The organism is Chryseobacterium sp. MEBOG07, assembly GCF_021869745.1.
Classification (GTDB): Bacteria; Bacteroidota; Bacteroidia; order Flavobacteriales; family Weeksellaceae; genus Chryseobacterium; species Chryseobacterium viscerum.
The window spans coordinates 1,755,029-1,771,840 of the sequence record NZ_CP084579.1 but is presented as its reverse complement, the minus strand read 5'-3'; the positions used below and the strand labels follow the sequence as shown (position 1 = coordinate 1,771,840).

14 protein-coding genes are annotated in these 16,812 nt (G+C 37.0%); 9 read left to right on the top strand and 5 right to left on the bottom strand.

The genetic code is table 11. The annotated features are described in order from the left end of the window. Window positions 1-50: 50 nt before the first annotated feature. The gene (gene porV / locus LF886_RS08140; protein WP_124533797.1) at window positions 51-1,214 is read left to right on the top strand and encodes a type IX secretion system outer membrane channel protein PorV; all 1,164 of its coding nucleotides are present in this window, start codon (window positions 51-53) and stop codon (window positions 1,212-1,214) included. A gap of 86 nt (window positions 1,215-1,300) precedes the next feature. Here porV and blaCHM read toward each other — a convergent pair whose 3' ends face one another. Continuing rightward, entirely contained in the window at window positions 1,301-2,059 is a 759-nt protein-coding gene (gene blaCHM / locus LF886_RS08135; protein WP_236853652.1) for a CHM family subclass B1 metallo-beta-lactamase, read from the bottom strand. Between the two features lie 214 nt (window positions 2,060-2,273). Between blaCHM and LF886_RS08130 the strand changes: the two genes are divergently transcribed. After that, window positions 2,274-4,538 carry an FUSC family protein gene (locus LF886_RS08130; RefSeq protein WP_236853651.1) on the top strand — a complete coding sequence of 755 codons (2,265 nt, stop codon included), beginning with the start codon at window positions 2,274-2,276 and terminating at the stop codon, window positions 4,536-4,538. On the opposite strand, the gene LF886_RS08125 is transcribed toward LF886_RS08130, so the two are convergent. Both LF886_RS08125 and LF886_RS08120 read right to left on the bottom strand, forming a co-directional pair. Continuing rightward, window positions 4,519-5,133, bottom strand: coding sequence for a 4'-phosphopantetheinyl transferase family protein (locus LF886_RS08125; protein WP_236853650.1), 615 nt, complete (start codon window positions 5,131-5,133; stop codon window positions 4,519-4,521). The genes LF886_RS08130 and LF886_RS08125 overlap by 20 nt on opposite strands. Window positions 5,134-5,295: 162 nt before the next feature. Continuing rightward, window positions 5,296-5,814, bottom strand: coding sequence for a HugZ family protein (locus LF886_RS08120; RefSeq protein WP_236853649.1), 519 nt, complete (start codon window positions 5,812-5,814; stop codon window positions 5,296-5,298). Between the two features lie 172 nt (window positions 5,815-5,986). Between LF886_RS08120 and ahcY the strand changes: the two genes are divergently transcribed. The 7 genes from ahcY to LF886_RS08085 all read left to right on the top strand — a co-directional run bounded on the left by ahcY (window position 5,987) and on the right by LF886_RS08085 (window position 15,309). Continuing rightward, window positions 5,987-7,300, top strand: coding sequence for an adenosylhomocysteinase (gene ahcY, locus LF886_RS08115; protein WP_124533807.1), 1,314 nt, complete (start codon window positions 5,987-5,989; stop codon window positions 7,298-7,300). 101 nt (window positions 7,301-7,401) lie between these two features. Beyond that, window positions 7,402-8,202: a DUF2963 domain-containing protein gene (locus LF886_RS08110; RefSeq protein ID WP_236853648.1), complete on the top strand. Its 801-nt coding sequence runs from the start codon at window positions 7,402-7,404 to the stop codon at window positions 8,200-8,202. Window positions 8,203-8,554: 352 nt separating this feature from the next. Beyond that, the gene (gene yiaA, locus LF886_RS08105) at window positions 8,555-8,947 is read left to right on the top strand and encodes an inner membrane protein YiaA (RefSeq protein WP_103234617.1); all 393 of its coding nucleotides are present in this window, start codon (window positions 8,555-8,557) and stop codon (window positions 8,945-8,947) included. A 208-nt stretch (window positions 8,948-9,155) separates the two neighbouring features. Continuing rightward, window positions 9,156-10,457, top strand: coding sequence for a BspA family leucine-rich repeat surface protein (locus tag LF886_RS08100; protein ID WP_236853647.1), 1,302 nt, complete (start codon window positions 9,156-9,158; stop codon window positions 10,455-10,457). Between the two features lie 31 nt (window positions 10,458-10,488). Next, the gene (locus tag LF886_RS08095) at window positions 10,489-12,162 is read left to right on the top strand and encodes a BspA family leucine-rich repeat surface protein (RefSeq protein ID WP_236853646.1); all 1,674 of its coding nucleotides are present in this window, start codon (window positions 10,489-10,491) and stop codon (window positions 12,160-12,162) included. 15 nt (window positions 12,163-12,177) lie between these two features. After that, complete coding sequence (locus LF886_RS08090; protein ID WP_236853645.1) at window positions 12,178-13,734, top strand: BspA family leucine-rich repeat surface protein; 1,557 nt, start codon at window positions 12,178-12,180, stop codon at window positions 13,732-13,734. A 33-nt stretch (window positions 13,735-13,767) separates the two neighbouring features. Continuing rightward, window positions 13,768-15,309, top strand: coding sequence for a BspA family leucine-rich repeat surface protein (locus LF886_RS08085; protein WP_236853644.1), 1,542 nt, complete (start codon window positions 13,768-13,770; stop codon window positions 15,307-15,309). A 54-nt stretch (window positions 15,310-15,363) separates the two neighbouring features. Here the strand turns inward: LF886_RS08085 and purE are convergent, their stop codons facing one another. Together purE and LF886_RS08075 are read right to left on the bottom strand one after the other, a co-directional pair. After that, complete coding sequence (gene purE, locus LF886_RS08080) at window positions 15,364-15,867, bottom strand: 5-(carboxyamino)imidazole ribonucleotide mutase (protein WP_103232583.1); 504 nt, start codon at window positions 15,865-15,867, stop codon at window positions 15,364-15,366. 53 nt (window positions 15,868-15,920) lie between these two features. After that, on the bottom strand, window positions 15,921-16,751 hold the full coding sequence (locus tag LF886_RS08075; RefSeq protein ID WP_236853643.1) for an AraC family transcriptional regulator: 831 nt from the start codon (window positions 16,749-16,751) through the stop codon (window positions 15,921-15,923). Window positions 16,752-16,812: the final 61 nt, after the last annotated feature.

Here is a 16,812-nt window from a genome sequence, read left to right as displayed (position 1 = left end):
ACATAGACAATAATATTAACAAAAAACTGATAATATATAAAAGACAACATATGAATTTAACTACTAAACTGCTTTTAGGATTTGGTTTGAGTGCTGGTTTTTTAGGCTATTCGCAAGATTTAGGTAAAGTAAACCCAGTTCTTACCGGAGCTCCTTTCCTAAGAATTGCTCCTGATGCGAGATCAGGAGGTATGGGAGATCAAGGGGTGGTAACCTCTCCGGATGCATTTTCTCAATTCTGGAATGCGGCTAAATATCCTTTCAGCAGAACAAGTTCTTCCGTAGGTCTTAACTATACACCTTACATGGGAAAACTTACCAATGATGTATTCTTATTATATGCTTCGTTCCACAAGTTCCTGGGGCAGGAAGAAAGATCTACAATTTCTGCAAGTATCTATTATTTCAACATGGGACAGGTAGACCTGACGCAGTTGGTAGGTACAGAAATTGCATCAATGGGTACATCAAAACCAAACGAATTCTCAATTGACGTTGCCTACGCTTTGAAGCTTTCCGATTCATTCTCTGGTGCTGTTACCGGTAGATTCATTCGTTCAGACTTAGCCGGAGGATTCAACACAGATACTACACTTAAGGCTGCAAACAGTTTTGCAGTAGACGTTTCAGGATACTATACTTCTCCAAGATTCTCCAGTATTGGTGGATATGATGGGAAAGTAAATGCAGGTTTGGCTATTCAAAACTTAGGTCCGAAACTGGATTATACAGGAAATGAAGAATCAAGATCTTATCTTCCGACTATGGCAAGATTAGGGGTTGGATATGACATGTACCTGGATGATATGAACAGAGTAGGAATCTCTGTAGAAGGTTCAAAACTTTTGGTTCCTGGATCTGAGTATGCAGGAATAGACCCTAATACAAGACAGCCTATTTATCAAATTCCTAATGTAGGACCAATGGCTGGTATTGGAAAATCTTTCAAAAACAAAAATAGTATCATGTACAGTGGTGCTTTAGAATATTCTTATGACAATGCTTTTTCTGTAAGAGGAGGTTACTTCCATGAAAGTGAAGAGCAGGGAGCAAGACAGTTTGCAACAGCGGGTGTTGGACTAAAATACCGTTCTTTCGGACTTGATCTTTCTTACCTTATCAATATGTCTAAAATCAACAGTGCATTGGATAATACTCTTCGTTTCGGTCTTACCTGGAACATTGGAGAAGAAACATCCAATAACGATCGTTAAAAAAAAAGCAACAGCTATACAAAAAAGCCTCATACATCGTAATGAGGCTTTTTTTTGTTAATTTATTTATATACTGCAACAATTGATTATTCACCTTTAAACAATTGAATGGTATAATCAAGAAGTCTTCCATCCCCATAATCCCCATGTCCGGGAACGACGATTTTCACATTGGGATATTCTTTTTTTACTTTTTCAACGGTATTGGACCATGCAGAAACATTGGCATCTCCTAAATATCCTTTGCCTGCCTCAAGTTCTTTCAACAAACAGCCTCCAAACAGAATATTTTCACTTGGGAAATACCCCACTGCATTATCCTTTGTATGGCCCTCTCCAAAAAATTTTGCAGTGACCTCTTTATCTCCTACTTTCAGAACAACTGCATCATTGAAACTGTTTTCAGGTATGACAAAATGATTTTCTTTGGCCAATTCAATTGTTTTAGCATATGAATAAGAAGGAATATTATGCTTGTGGAATTCCATCAATCCACCTAAACTATCATCATGAAAATGAGTAGGAATCACCGCATTGATTTTTGCATGGAGTTTTTCAGTAATCCATTTAATCAGCTCTTCGGAAGTTTTATCAGTAGTAGGAGTATCAAAAACGATAGTTTCATCACGATCTTTTACAATCAATCCATTACAAGGCACATTTCCGAAATCATTGGTCTGTTTAAACGAAGTATGAATAAAAGAATGCTCTGAAATTTGAGTAATGATCAGAGTATTGGATTTATAAATTTCTTTTGCTTTAAAAGGATCCTTATTCCGTGAACTGCAGCTTAGAATAATGAAAGAAAATAAAATGACAACTATATTATTAATACTAATTTTCATGAGCCTGATTATTTAAGAGTTGAGATAAGCTAAGGTAAGAATTCATAAAACACGATTGGTCAGCGGAAATGTTAAAGTGAATCCTCAATCTGCTTTTTCTTGTCTCTTTATTTTTAAACACTCAATAACTCTCATTAAAAAAATATAATATTTAAGTTTACAAAAGTCTCTTTTTTATGGCGCTTTTCTTAAATTCAATAGCTATTTTTGTAATATGAACTATTCGGCGGAACTAAAAAAATTTGTAACCAGTCAGTATGTATATTCTGCCATCAGAATTACATTAGCTACTGTTCTGCCTTGTCTAGTCCTCGCCCACTTCGGGATTTTGAAAGAATACTTCCTCTTCCCTCTCGGAACCAGCTTTGTAGCCCTTACGGATCAGCCCGGTCCATTTATCAGAAGAAGAAATGCCCTTACTTTTGCGATCTTCTGTTTTGTTTTTGTCGCACTCATTGCAAGTCTTGTGATGAATATTAAGCTATTGGTTCTTCTTGAGGTTATTATATTCGGGATGTTTTTCTCACTAATTGGGGTGTATGGTCAAAGATTGGCTGCTGTAGGCTCATTATCCCTGGTTGTCCTTGCGATCTTTATTGACGGGCATCTTACGGGAAGTAATATCTTTAAAAGTCTGCTGATCTTTGCTTGCGGCTGTATCTGGTTTTTACTCATATTCCTTATCGTAACCACCATACGTCCTTATAAACTCGCGAGTCAGATGATTGGAGAAAATTATCTTCAGCTGGCTGAATTTTTAAAGATTAAAGCCAATTATTACCAGAAGAATCCAGATTTTAACAAACTGACCACTCAGGTTATTGCGAAACAGATTGCAATAAAAAACCTGCAGGAAGATACCAGAGAAACGGTTTTTAAAACGAGAACCATCGTCAATGAATCTACAACTACCAGCCGTTTGTTGATGCTGATGTTCCTGAATTCTATGGACCTTCATGAGAAACTGATGACTTCTGAAAGTGATTATCAGAAACTGCAGCAGAGTTTCGAAGACAGCATGATTCTGGTAAATATCCATGATTATCTCAATCTTTTGGCAGAAGAGATCACCAATATAGGAATCGCACTCCAAAGTGGAACCAGAGCAAAACCACTGTCCGATCTGGAACTGGAATTAAAGAACTTAAATTATAATTATTTCGAGCTTAGAAATAAACAACTGTCTTCCGACAACCTGGAAAATTTCATGATTCTACGTCAGATTCTGATGCGTATCTATGAAATCACGAAAGAAATCAACGAGATCTATAAAGTATTTTCTCAGAATATAAAACTGGCGAAAAGTTTATCCACAGGATTAGATTTGAAAAAATTTATGCCTAATGAGCCTAAACTGAATGCCAAGGTTTTAAGAAATAATATTTCATTATCATCTTCCCATTTCCGTCACGCCATAAGAATTACAACTGCTTTATTGTTAGGTTACCTTTTCTCTATGTTCGATCTTCTGGGACTGGGACATACTTACTGGATATTAATTACCATTACGGCTATTTTAAAACCTGCTTATTCCATTACAAAACAGCGAAATCTTCTTCGTCTCTATGGAACAATTGCCGGAGCAACGATTGCTTACGTTATTCTGCATTTTATCCATATTAACGGAGTATTATTGGCTATTCTGCTTATCAGTATGATCATGTGTTTCAGCTTTTTGAAAGGACGGTATTTCTGGGCGGTGTTATTCATGACTATTTATGTTTTCCTTAGTTTTAATTTTTTAAATCCCGGAAAGGTCAATATCATTTTTAAAGACAGAATCGTTGATACGGCTATTGCGGGAATCATTGCTTTTGTAGTGTCTTATATTGTATTGCCGGTCTGGGAACATACCCAAAATCTGGAACTGATGAAAAAGTCTGCTGCAGACAACCTTATCTATTTCCAGAGTGTAATTTCTAAATTCTTACAGGGAAATTTTGATCTTGAGGAATATAAAGTAAAAAGAAAAAATGCCATCATTTCTTTGGCCAATCTTTCTGATAATTTCCAGAGAATGATTTCTGATCCTAAAAATCAGCAGAAAAAACTGGAAGTGGTGCATCAGTTTGTGGCAACCTCCCATTTGATAACAGCCTATACTGCCTCGTTATCTCAATATGCAAAAAGTAATGAGGTATATCCTGAAATAGATGCCGAAAGCTGGAGCAGAAAGATTGAAGCAGAAATGCAGCAGACCTCTACCCTTCTCAACGGAAATGACGTGAACGAAACCCTGAAAATGGAAAGCCGTCTTGAACCGGAAGATTCTTCCATTGAAGATATGCTGGTGAAAAGAAAAACCGAGATTGAAGAAAATGACATCGTTGACAGAAGAGATCCTGATAAAATATCACATTTGACGGAGCTTAAAAATATCCACGATATTCTGGAGCTGATCTATGATGTAGCAAAAGAACAGAGAAAGGTCATCGAAAAATACAAAAACGAAACAGAACCTACTCCTCCACAATCGTAAAGCAGTAGTCGTCAAAAAACTCTACCCTGGCCTTGAATTCATCTGAAAACTGATCGTCATATACACGACAGCTTATTTTATGAAGATGCTTCAGCTCAAAAGGTTTCACCTCATAATTCTTCTTTAAAGACCAATATTTTGAGTGATGAATTTTGTACATGCTTTCCTTTACACTCCATATAATGGTGTAAAAAGTATCGGCTTTATCTTCGGGAATGAATCCGCGTTCATTTTCATAGGTGAATTTATCGATTACCCTTAAAATCTTAGGGTTGAATTTTTCGACATCAATTCCTATTTTATTTTTAGAAATGGCAATGGCGGCAAAAGGAAAAGAATGCGTAATAGAAATTTCCGCATCGTTGGGAGAAAGAAAAGGTTCTCTCTCTTTATATAAAATTTTAGAATGAGGTTTTAGTCCTTTCAGGAGTTTACGGACCATCAGGACTTCAAGGAGTTTCTTAGGATGATAATCTTTCACCTTTTCAGCATTCTCCGGCTCCAGAAGTTCGTTGATATCAAGCTCTTCATCCTCATCATATTTCCAAACAAGGATCGTGGCATTATCATCTGAAAAATCTCTGTAAAGGGGCATTCTTTTTTTATTGGACAAAAATACTAAAAAGAAACCATTAGTGGAAAAGAAGAAACGAAGATGGGAGCTGGAGGATGGAAGTTGCTACTCGTTATAAAAACAAATACTTTGTTTGATTAATCTTTATAAACTTAGGTTTCCTTCTTCCAGCTCCCAGCTTATTTATTTAGATTGGTGATTCGCATCATTTCTGTGCTCTACAATGTCAAGTTTGGCATCTACGAAATAAGCACTTCCAAATCCGTTCACATAAGATCCTTTTACAGGCTGCAAAGCAATTAAAATAAAATCTCCCATTCCGGAAATGACATCCACTACTTTTCCATGAGTTTCTTTAAGTTTAGCCACTACATCATTCCATACTTCAGAATCTCTTTCAATTTGAGAAGGTGCTGCTTCAATAGTCAGACGTTCGCGGGCATAGATCTGTTTGGTCGCAGATTCGTCTTCAATAAACATGATAGAGGCATTTCTTCCATCAGCAAGGTTTTTTGTATGTTTTGCCATGAAAGATACCAGGATATAAAACGTCTGTTCCACCTGTACAAAAGGGGCATAGCTGGAATTAGGAATTCCTTCAGCATCCACTGTAGCCAGGATAATACTTTTGGAAGCATTGATGAGCTCCTGTACTTTTGGAGCAATAGGCTTGACACTCTTTTCTGTATGAGTATGATTCATAATATATATATTTTTTTATCCGTTAAAATTAACTATTTATATTAAGACTAAATAATATTAACTCATGTTTAATCTCATAAACCTGAACTTAATTTTGCCGTTTTTATATCTTAATTATTAATCGTAATTTTGCCTTTCGTTATCAATTGAATTTAAAAACTATTCATTACATATGAGTACTACAACACAATACGTTCCTTACAAAGTTAAGGATATCTCCCTTGCAGAATGGGGTAGAAAAGAAATTACCCTTGCAGAAGCAGAAATGCCCGGTTTGATGTCTATCCGTGAAGAATACGGACCTTCTCAGCCATTGAAAGGAGCAAGAATCGCAGGATGTCTTCACATGACTATCCAGACAGCTGTTCTTATCGAGACATTGGTCGCTTTAGGAGCTGAAGTTACCTGGTCATCTTGTAATATTTTCTCTACACAAGACCACGCTGCTGCGGCTATTGCTGCTGCTGGAATCCCGGTTTATGCTTGGAAAGGTTTAAATGAAGAGGATTTTGACTGGTGTATTGAGCAGACTTTATTCTTCGGTGAAGATAGAAAGCCATTAAACATGATTTTGGATGATGGTGGAGATTTAACAAACATGGTTTTTGATAAATACCCTGAATTCACAAAAGATATCAAAGGTCTTTCTGAAGAAACTACAACAGGAGTACACAGACTTTACGAAAGAATGAAGAACGGAACTTTAGTAATGCCTGCTATCAACGTAAATGATTCAGTAACTAAGTCTAAATTCGACAACAAATACGGATGTAAAGAATCTGCAGTAGATGCAGTAAGAAGAGCTACAGACGTAATGTTGGCTGGAAAAAGAGTGGTAGTTTGCGGATACGGAGACGTAGGTAAAGGTACGGCTGCTTCATTCAGAGGAGCTGGTTCTATCGTTACTGTTACAGAAATCGATCCAATCTGTGCGCTTCAGGCTGCAATGGACGGTTACGAAGTAAAAAGATTAGATACAGTGGTAGATAATGCTGATATCGTTATCACAACTACAGGTAACTTTAATATCGTTAGAGGGGAACACTTCCTTAAAATGAAAGATAAAGCTATCGTTTGTAACATCGGTCACTTCGACAATGAAATCGATATGGCTTGGTTAAACAAAAACTATGGTCAGACTAAATCTGAAGTGAAGCCTCAGGTTGACATCTATACTATTGAAGGAAAAGAAGTAATTATCCTTGCAGAAGGTAGATTGGTAAACCTTGGATGTGCTACAGGTCACCCAAGTTTTGTAATGTCTAACTCTTTCTCTAACCAGACTTTGGCTCAGATCGAATTATGGAACAACTCTGCTGCTTATGGAAACGAAGTATATATGCTTCCTAAGCACTTAGATGAGAAAGTTGCTGCTTTACACCTTAAGAAATTAAGCGTTGAGCTGGAAACTCTTTCTCCTGAGCAAGCTGAATATATCGGAGTAGACGTAAAAGGGCCATTCAAGCCTGAATACTACAGATACTAGGATCTATATAAAACATGATATTATCCCACTATTTCTAAGATAGTGGGATTTTTTTATGCAGAGCTATAAGGCATTCTGTATTTTTGTCAGCAAAAAATAACATGAAAAATTTCTTATTTCTAGGGTTGATGAGCTCTGTAGTATTCTTTAACAGCTGCAGCAGTAATGATGATAATGATGGAACCAATACCCCTTCTGAACCAAAGGTATTATTGAGTAAAATTACTACAGTTTATTATGATAACCCAGCTCAGCCACAAACCAGTATACAAACCCTGGAATACAATAGTCAGGGAGAACTTATAAAAACCTTGTCCGCATCAGGAACCTCAACATTTGAATACAGCAACGGAAAACCTGTAAAAACCACTTATTATAAGCCAGATGGCACGGTAGACTATTATTCAGCCTACACTTACAATGGAGATCAGCTGGTAAACGCTAAAGCAATCTACACTAATACGGCTTACAACAGAACGATTACCTATAATTATAATACGAACGGGCAGGTGATCTCTTCCTCGCTTTGCCAGTCGCCGGACTGTTCCAATCCGATTGTAGATACTTATGTTTATAACGGAAACAATATTTCATCAGAAACTTCAGAAGGCGGAGGATCCAGCTACAGCACTAAAATTGTGTACTCTTATGATGATAAACTGAACCCCTACACAAACATCAACAAATATCTCAAAATTATGATGGGAGGAGCTTATGTTGTAAGTAAAAACAATTATCTGACAGAAAAGATAAGTTTCAAAAACAACGGGATCTGGGAACAAAATCAGTCCAGAACTTCTACCATACAATACAACAGTTCAGGGTTTCCTGCACAGGTTATTTCAAAAGAGGCCAACGGAAGTCTTTCCGCTCAGTACAATTACGAATATATTACTCAATAAGATAAGAGCTCTCCAATTTGGAGAGTTTTTTTATGAGCTGATCCCGCTATCCGCTCATACTCCTCACACCAGCGCTTTCCCACATCTTAACTCTTCAACTCTCCCACTCTTGCTCCGGGGTAACCGCTGCTATCAGGGCTAGGGAGGAATTATGTATTATCAATTTTCGTTCAGCCTTATAAACATTCAATAGGAACGGACTTTGATCCGTTTTTACTATTCAATAAAAATCCATAGGCTTTAGCAAAAAATTAATGAATATCTCTACCGTATTTTGCCCATATTTTCCCTCTGTTAGAGCTCTATTTATAAAAAATGAATATCTTAGCCCCTTAAATAAAACAGTAAATACATGAAAAAACAAAAAGTCTCGAATGCATTCATCGCTGCATCTTGGGTAGCATTGGGAGCCGGAATGATCGGCTTCATCGTGGGTCTTGTGAGGGCTGAAATGCTTCTGAATGAGAAAGGATATTATTTCACCATCCTTCTTTATGGCTTATTTGCCGTTGTTTCTCTGCAAAAAGCAGTAAGAGACCGATTAGAAAATATTCAGGTAACCGATATTTATTATGGCATTTGCTGGTTTGCTACATTATCATCCATTATACTATTAGCCATAGGACTTTGGAATGCAACCATTCTTCCAAGTGAAAAAGGATTTTATGCCTTTGCATTTTTGCTCGCTCTCTTTGGAGCTATTGCAGTCCAGAAAAACACCAGGGACAATATGATTCAGGAATAAATTAAAACTCTCCAAAATGGAGAGTTTTTTATTTTATCAGAATAAACAAAATTCGAAACAAATACGAAAAACATCATAAATATTTTAAATTTTTATTATATTTATATCGAATAAAATAGAGATATAGTTAAAAATATTCTTTATTTCTATTTTTCCCATGAAAAACTAATACCATAAAACAATAAGCATGATTTTAAAAAAAATCCCAATGCTCATTTTTCTTTTGTCAATATTCACGGCAAAAGCGCAAAATGAATTTATCACCATCTGGAAAACCCAGAACACACAACAAATTAAATTTCCGGGAAGAGGAACCAATTTTCAGGTTTCCTGGGAAGAGGTCGGATATCCACAACACAATGGAACGATGAGTAATGTAACCTCTACCAAGGAATTCATCATCAATCTAGGCACTCCTTTAAATCCCCAATCATCCCAAGCCAGCTATAAAATCAAAATCAGCAACGGAAATGGAAGCTTTGATCAGATAAGGTTTTTCGACAATACAATAGTCCCTGCTTACAATGCGGCAGACCGAACAAAAATTACCCAAATTGCTCAATGGGGAAATATAAAATGGAAAAGCTTTGACAACGCTTTTGTATTCTGCAACTTTATGGACGTGACAGCAACTGATGCTCCTGACCTGAGCATGGCAACCAGTATGCGTCAGATGTTTTATATATGTTCAGCATTGGTAGGCAATCCTTCTTTCAATACGTGGGATACTTCTACCATTACAGATATGTATTATATGTTTGGTGATACTGATCTGTTCAATCAACCGGTAGGAAGCTGGAATACGGCCAATGTCACAGATATGTCGTTTATGTTTGATAATACAGCATTCAATAAACCTCTCGGCGAATGGAACACATCGAAAGTGACCACCATGGAGCATATGTTTCATGAGGCTAAGAATTTCAACCAGGATATTCAAAACTGGAATATATCCAGTGTTACCAATATGAACGAAATGTTCCACCATACAGCTTTTAATCAAAATCTGGGAAAATGGGACCTCAGCTCGCTGGTAACTGCTAATGATATGTTTCTCAATTCTGCTATGAGCTGTCTGAATTATGACAAAACGCTTTTTGGATGGGGTCAGAATTCATCAACACCTAATAATATTACTCTATCTAGTGTTTCTCCAATAGTGTATTCTCATCCGGATGCAGTTACCGCAAGAAATTATTTGATCAATTCTAAAGGCTGGACTATATCAGGGGATGTTTATAATGCGCTATGTAATCAAACCCTTTCAACTTCTGAAATGGAGATCAGCAATAAAACTTTCATTTATCCCAACCCTGCAAAAGATAATATTCACCTGAAAAACATTCCGAATGCAGTACGCTATATCATCACGGATATGAGCGGAAGAACTGTTGCCAAAGACCGCCTAGAAAATGATGAAATTCCTGTCAGGTCTATATCTCCGGGAAATTACATCCTACAGGTAGTTACCAAGAATAAAATTCATTCCTTCCCATTCATTAAAAAATAACCGTAAAACCAATCACTATAAAATTTTAATCATGATTTTAAAAAAAATTCCGATGCTCATTTTCCTTTTGCTCATATTCATGGCAAAAGCGCAACATGAATTCATTACGGTGTGGAAGCCCAGCCTGCCCCCTCCTCCCAATGCTTATACAGGAATTCCTGTAAACTCAAACAATAATCAGATCTGGTTTCCCGGAAGAGGAACCAATTACCAGATCTATTGGGAAGAGATAGGCTATCCTTCTCACAATGCTACTTTAACGAATGTGACTTCTGCCTATCAGACCTTGATCGATTTCGGAGCCCCACAAAATCCCAATCCATCAGATGCTACTTATCGGATAAAGGTAAGTAACGGAAACGGAAATTTTCATCAAATAAGATTTGCAGACTGGGATATGCTAAATTATGACGCAATTGTAGGAGATGTTCATAAAATACTATTGGTAGAACAATGGGGAACTATTCAGTGGTCTTCTATGGAACAGGCGTTCCAGGCGTGCAAAATTTTAGATTTCACCGCAACTGACATTCCCGATCTGAAGATGGTAACGGATATGTCTTATATGTTTTCAGGATGTTCTGATTTAGTTGGAAACCCTAGTATCAACAACTGGAATACTGCTAATGTAACTACTTTGCTGGGAACGTTTGCAGGATGTTTTGTCTTTAATCAGCCGGTTGGAAATTGGAACACTTCCAATGTGACTATGATGGGAGTAACGTTCAACGTAGCAAAGCTTTTCAACCAGCCATTAGACAACTGGGATACCTCTAAAGTAACTGCCACTACAGCAATGTTTAGTATGGCTAAAGAGTTTAACCAACCTATTGGAAGTTGGGATATGTCTAATAATCTTGATGCTGAATTCATGTTTTCAAATGCTTCAAAATTCAATCAACCAATTGGAAACTGGAATACCTCGCAGATTATAGAAATGAATAATATGTTTTTGAATGCAAGGGCTTTTGACCAGGATATCAGCAACTGGGACACCCAAAATGTGAAATTTATGCATAGCATGTTTAGTAATGCAGAGAACTTCAACAGTAATATTTCTCACTGGGATACAAGAAAAGTAGAATGGATGCAGGATATGTTCAACGGAGCCAAAAAATTCAATCAGGATATAGGAAAATGGAATGTGGCTTTAGTAAAAAGCACAAACAACATGTTCAATAATGCAATTGTCTTTAACCAAAATTTAGGAAGCTGGGATCTGAGTTCTTTGATTTATGCTTCCAATATGTTTAAAAACTCTGCACTGAACTGCCAGAATTATGACAGCACTCTTTATGGCTGGAGCCAGAATCCTTCAATTCCTGATAATATCAATTTGTCTTCAGTTTCACCTCTTACCTATTCTCATAATGCGGCGGTAACGGCCAGAAATTATTTAATCAACAGTAAGGGCTGGACCATTAGTGGAGATACTTATAACGGAGAATGCCAATCCTTGCTTGGAACTTCCGATCTAAAGATAAAAGGTGAAATCAGTCTGTATCCCAACCCTGCTGCAGATATTATCTATGTGAAAAACTCCAATGCAAAAGACTTTAAGATTATTGATCTAAGCGGAAGAATTGTTTTACATGGAAATGTAGTGAACGAACAGATTAATATCCAATCATTAACTTCTGGGAATTATATTTTACAGCTTTATTCAAAAGAAAATATTCAGAATTTAAAATTCATCAAAAAATAATCTTAAACATTCAACATGATATTAAAAAAAATCCCAATACTCATTTCCCTTTTATTGGTTTTGATGGTGAAAGCTCAGCATGAGTTTATCACCATCTGGAAGCCAGCCTCTACTGTACTCCCGGCATTAAATGTAGATGCCCCGTATCAGGCTACCAATGAGCAGATATGGTTTCCCGGAATTGGTGAAAATTATGACATTTATTGGGAGGAAGTAGGTTATCCCCAGCACAATGGTACCCTTACCGATGTAACTTCTACAAAACAGGTTTTTATTGATTTTGGGACATCAATCGCAGATAAGGATGATGCAAAATACAGAGTAAAAGTTACTAACGGCAGCGGAGCTTTCAAACAAATAAAATTCGGGTCTGCTCAACTATTTTCTGCTCCTGAACAACTCATTCCTATATGGCAGGTCAACGGAAGTGCTGATAAATTGTTAGAAATAGAGCAATGGGGTAATATCTCATGGACTACGATGAACAGTGCCTTCAGCCTATGCAAACTTATGGTGCTTACAGCAACAGATACTCCGAAACTTAATAATGTGGATGATGCATCTTTCATGTTTTTTGGTACTAAAAGCTTTAACGGTGCTCCTTCCATGCAAGACTGGGATACTTCGAGAATCAAAAATTTCAGTTTTATGTTTTCCCTTTTATTTGATCTTGCACCATCCACATTAACAGATCAGTTTAATCCTCCTTATTTTGACACCTGGAATATGTCTTCGGCTACGAACTTCAGCTATATGTTTGCAGGAAGAGAAGTTTTTAACCAAACTCTCAATAGCTGGAACGTTTCCAAAGTAACTGACATGAGCTGGATGTTTGGCCAGTGCCTAAGTTTCAATCAGCGTCTGGACAATTGGGATACTTCCAATCTTGAAGATATGCATTTTATGTTTCATATGATTCCGGTTTTCAATCAGCCCCTCAATTGGAATACGTCTAATGTTACTAATATGGCGCATATCTTTCATGGCTGTACGGCCTTTAATCAGCCTTTAGAAAACTGGGATACAACTAAGGTAACCAGGATAGATCAGATTCTTACCAGTGCTTCAAGTTTTAATCAGCCGTTAGGAAACTGGAACTTAGCTTCTCTTACTAATGGGAACAGTGCTTTTACGATGTCGGGCATTAATTGTGAAAATTACAGCAAAACACTTCTGGGATGGGCAGACAATCCCAATACGGCCAACAATGTTCCACTAGGTTCTTTAATAGGAATAAAATATGCGTCAAATGTGTCAGACAAAAGAGATATTCTCATCAATAAAGGTTGGGTATTAATAGGTGACGCCGTGGGAAGCTGTTTATTGTCTTCATCAGATTTGAAGCTGAATAAAAAACCTCTACTTTATCCTAATCCTGTAGTGGATGATATTCACATTGAAGGCTTAAGCGATATTAAGAATTATAAAATTTATGATGCAAGTGGAAGATTGGTAAAGGAAGGAAATCCTAATCATGAGATGATCGACGTAAGCTCTTTACCCAAAGGAAATTATATGATACAACTTATTATGAAAGAAAAAACAGTTTCTTCAAAATTCATTAAGAAATAACGATAAACTCCTCTATATGGTATTAAAAAATTATTGGCCAGCTTTTTTATTTTACTGGTATGTATGGTGAAAGCTCAGAATGAATTTATCACCATCTGGAAGCCCGCTTCTACTGTGATGCAGCCTATCAATGTAAGTGCTCCCTATCAGGCAAGTTCTGAACAAATATGGTTTCCCGGAATTGGTGAAAACTATGACATTTATTGGGAGGAAGTAGGATATCCCCAGCACAATGGTTCTCTTACCAATGTAACCTCTACCAAACAGGTTCTTATTGATTTTGGGACATCAATCGCAGAGAAGAATGATGCAAAATACAGAGTAAGAGTGAGTAACGGAAATGGTATTTTTCAACACATAAAATTTGGAGATGTACAGGAGGTTCAGCTTCCGAATCAAATTTTTCCGGTCTGGCAGATCAACGGAAGTGCTGATAAAATTCTGGAAATAGAACAATGGGGAAACATTGTCTGGACAACGATGGGCAGTGCCTTCAGCCAATGTAAACTCATTCAGATCACGGCTGCTGACACCCCCAATCTTAGTAATGTTGAAGATGCCTCTTATATGTTTTTTGGTACAAAAAGCTTTACCGGTGCCAGCTCCATGCAAAATTGGGATACTTCCAGAATTAAGAATTTTAGGTTTGCGTTTGCTATTCTCTTTGATAGCATCATAAACTCACTTCCTGATCAGTTCAATCCACCTTATTTTAATAGTTGGAACATGTCATCAGCAACTGATCTCTCCTTTATGTTTGCAGGAAGAGGACTCTTTAACCAAACATTGAATAACTGGGACGTTTCGAAGGTAACTGATATGAAATGGATGTTTGCTGTTTGCTCCAGCTACAATCAACCTATGGATCACTGGGATACTTCAAGTCTTGAAGATATTCGTTATATGTTTCATTTTATTCCTGTTTTCAATCAATCCCTAAACAGTTGGAATACTTCCAAGGTTACCATTATGGCTCATGCTCTCCATGGCTGTACAGCCTTTAATCAGCCTTTAGAAAATTGGGATATGACCAAGGTTACCAGAATAGATCAGCTCCTCAAGACGACTCCGAGTTTTAATCAATCACTTGCCAACTGGAATCTGGCCGCCCTTAATGATGGTGTGCAGGCGTTCACGGAGACAGGAATAGATTGTGAGAACTTCAGTAAAACACTGGCCGGATGGGCAGACAATCCTAATACTGCCAATAACATTGACTTAGATGATGTAACCCCTTTGACCTATGCTTCCAATGTAACAGATAAAAAGAATATTCTTATCAATAAAGGTTGGGCAATGTCGGGTGATACGGTAGGAAACTGCTTACTGGCTTCATCAGACGTAAAACTCAGAAAAAAACTTTTGCTCTATCCTAATCCCGCAGTAGATGATATCCACATTGAAGGATTAGAGGATATTAAAAGTTATAAAATTTATGATGCAAGCGGAAGACTCGTAAAGGAGGGAAATCCTAATAATGAGATGATTAATGTAGGGTCTTTATCAAAAGGAAACTATATTTTGCAGCTGATTCTGAAAGATAAAATAATCTCTTCAAAATTCATCAAAAAATAAAAACAAAAAAGCCTCGCTGTACAGTGAGGCTTTTATTTTGAGTGTAATGATCAACTATTTGTCAAAATGATTTGGATGCTGGGCTTTGATGTCATCTACTGTTCCCAGTACTTTATCTTTTAAAGAATCCTGATATTTCTGAAGTTTTGCAGCTACTTCTTCATTACCACTTCCTAAAATTTTAGCCGCTAAAATCCCAGCATTTAAAGCTCCGTTCAAAGCTACTGTTGCCACAGGAATTCCGCCAGGCATCTGAAGGATAGATAAAACAGAATCCCATCCGTCTATAGAATTACTGGACAAAATAGGAACTCCGATTACCGGAAGTGTAGTACAGCTTGCCACCATTCCCGGAAGATGGGCTGCTCCTCCAGCTCCTGCAACAATTACTTTCAGCCCTCTTTCCTTAGCTGTTTTTGCATAGTCGAACATTCTTTCCGGAGTTCTGTGTGCTGAAACTACTGTTAATTCATAAGGGATATCAAGGCTTTTAAGAAAATTTGCAGCCTGTTCCATGATTGGCAGATCACTCTGACTGCCCATAATAATTCCTACCATCTTCAATTTTATTAGATGTTCAAAGATAAATGTCTTCTTTTAAAATAACAACTTTATTCGTTTCTAAATACAGAAGGTGATATTCCTTTCACTTTTTTAAAGAACCTGTTCAGGTGGCTTTTATCGGTAAATCCAAACTCATTGACTATTTCACTGATCCGCATATCACTGTATCGCAGGCGGTTTTCAATAAGCTTCATCTTGTACTGAGCAGAATATTCATTTAATGTTTTTCCTGTATTATTCTTAAAATAACGGCCTACATACGTTTTCGAGATACCAAACACAGTACTGATGTTTTCACTCGTCAGCTTTTTAGGAGTATAAATATTCCCCTGAACATACTGAATAATATCTGCTGCCTTATGATCAGTACTTTCACTGACTTCCAATATATTTTCCTTGACCAGATTCTGAGCCACTATCGTCAGAACAGCCTGTACAAGAAGCCGGACTAATTCATCATTATAGAAATTCTTACTTTGCATGGCAATCATCAGGCTTTCCATCATTTTTTTGATCACCAGGTTGTTCTCCTCTCCTTTAATAACAGATCCCTGCAGCGTATGACTGGAAAAAACCTTCTCCAGCTGTTTCATAAATACAGGAGTCATCGCATGAAGCTGAAAAAAAATCTTATTGAATCTTATAAAAAAAAGCTGAGTTTTTGTTTTGAATAGGAAACGGTGGGAATCTTCCGGCACAAGCAAAAAAAGGTTTCCTTCATGGTAAGAAAACGTATTCCCATTAATCTCCTGCTCCCCTTCCCCTGAAACGATATAAACAAGTTCAAAAAAACTGACGCTGTGATCTCCTCTCGGACATACCTCTGCTGGTTCTTTCAAAACAAGTTCAAACGGCTGCTGAAGAAAATCTTTTTTCATGACAATATTATACTCTTTTATCATGTAAAAATACAACATACTGATGTACTAAATCATAGTA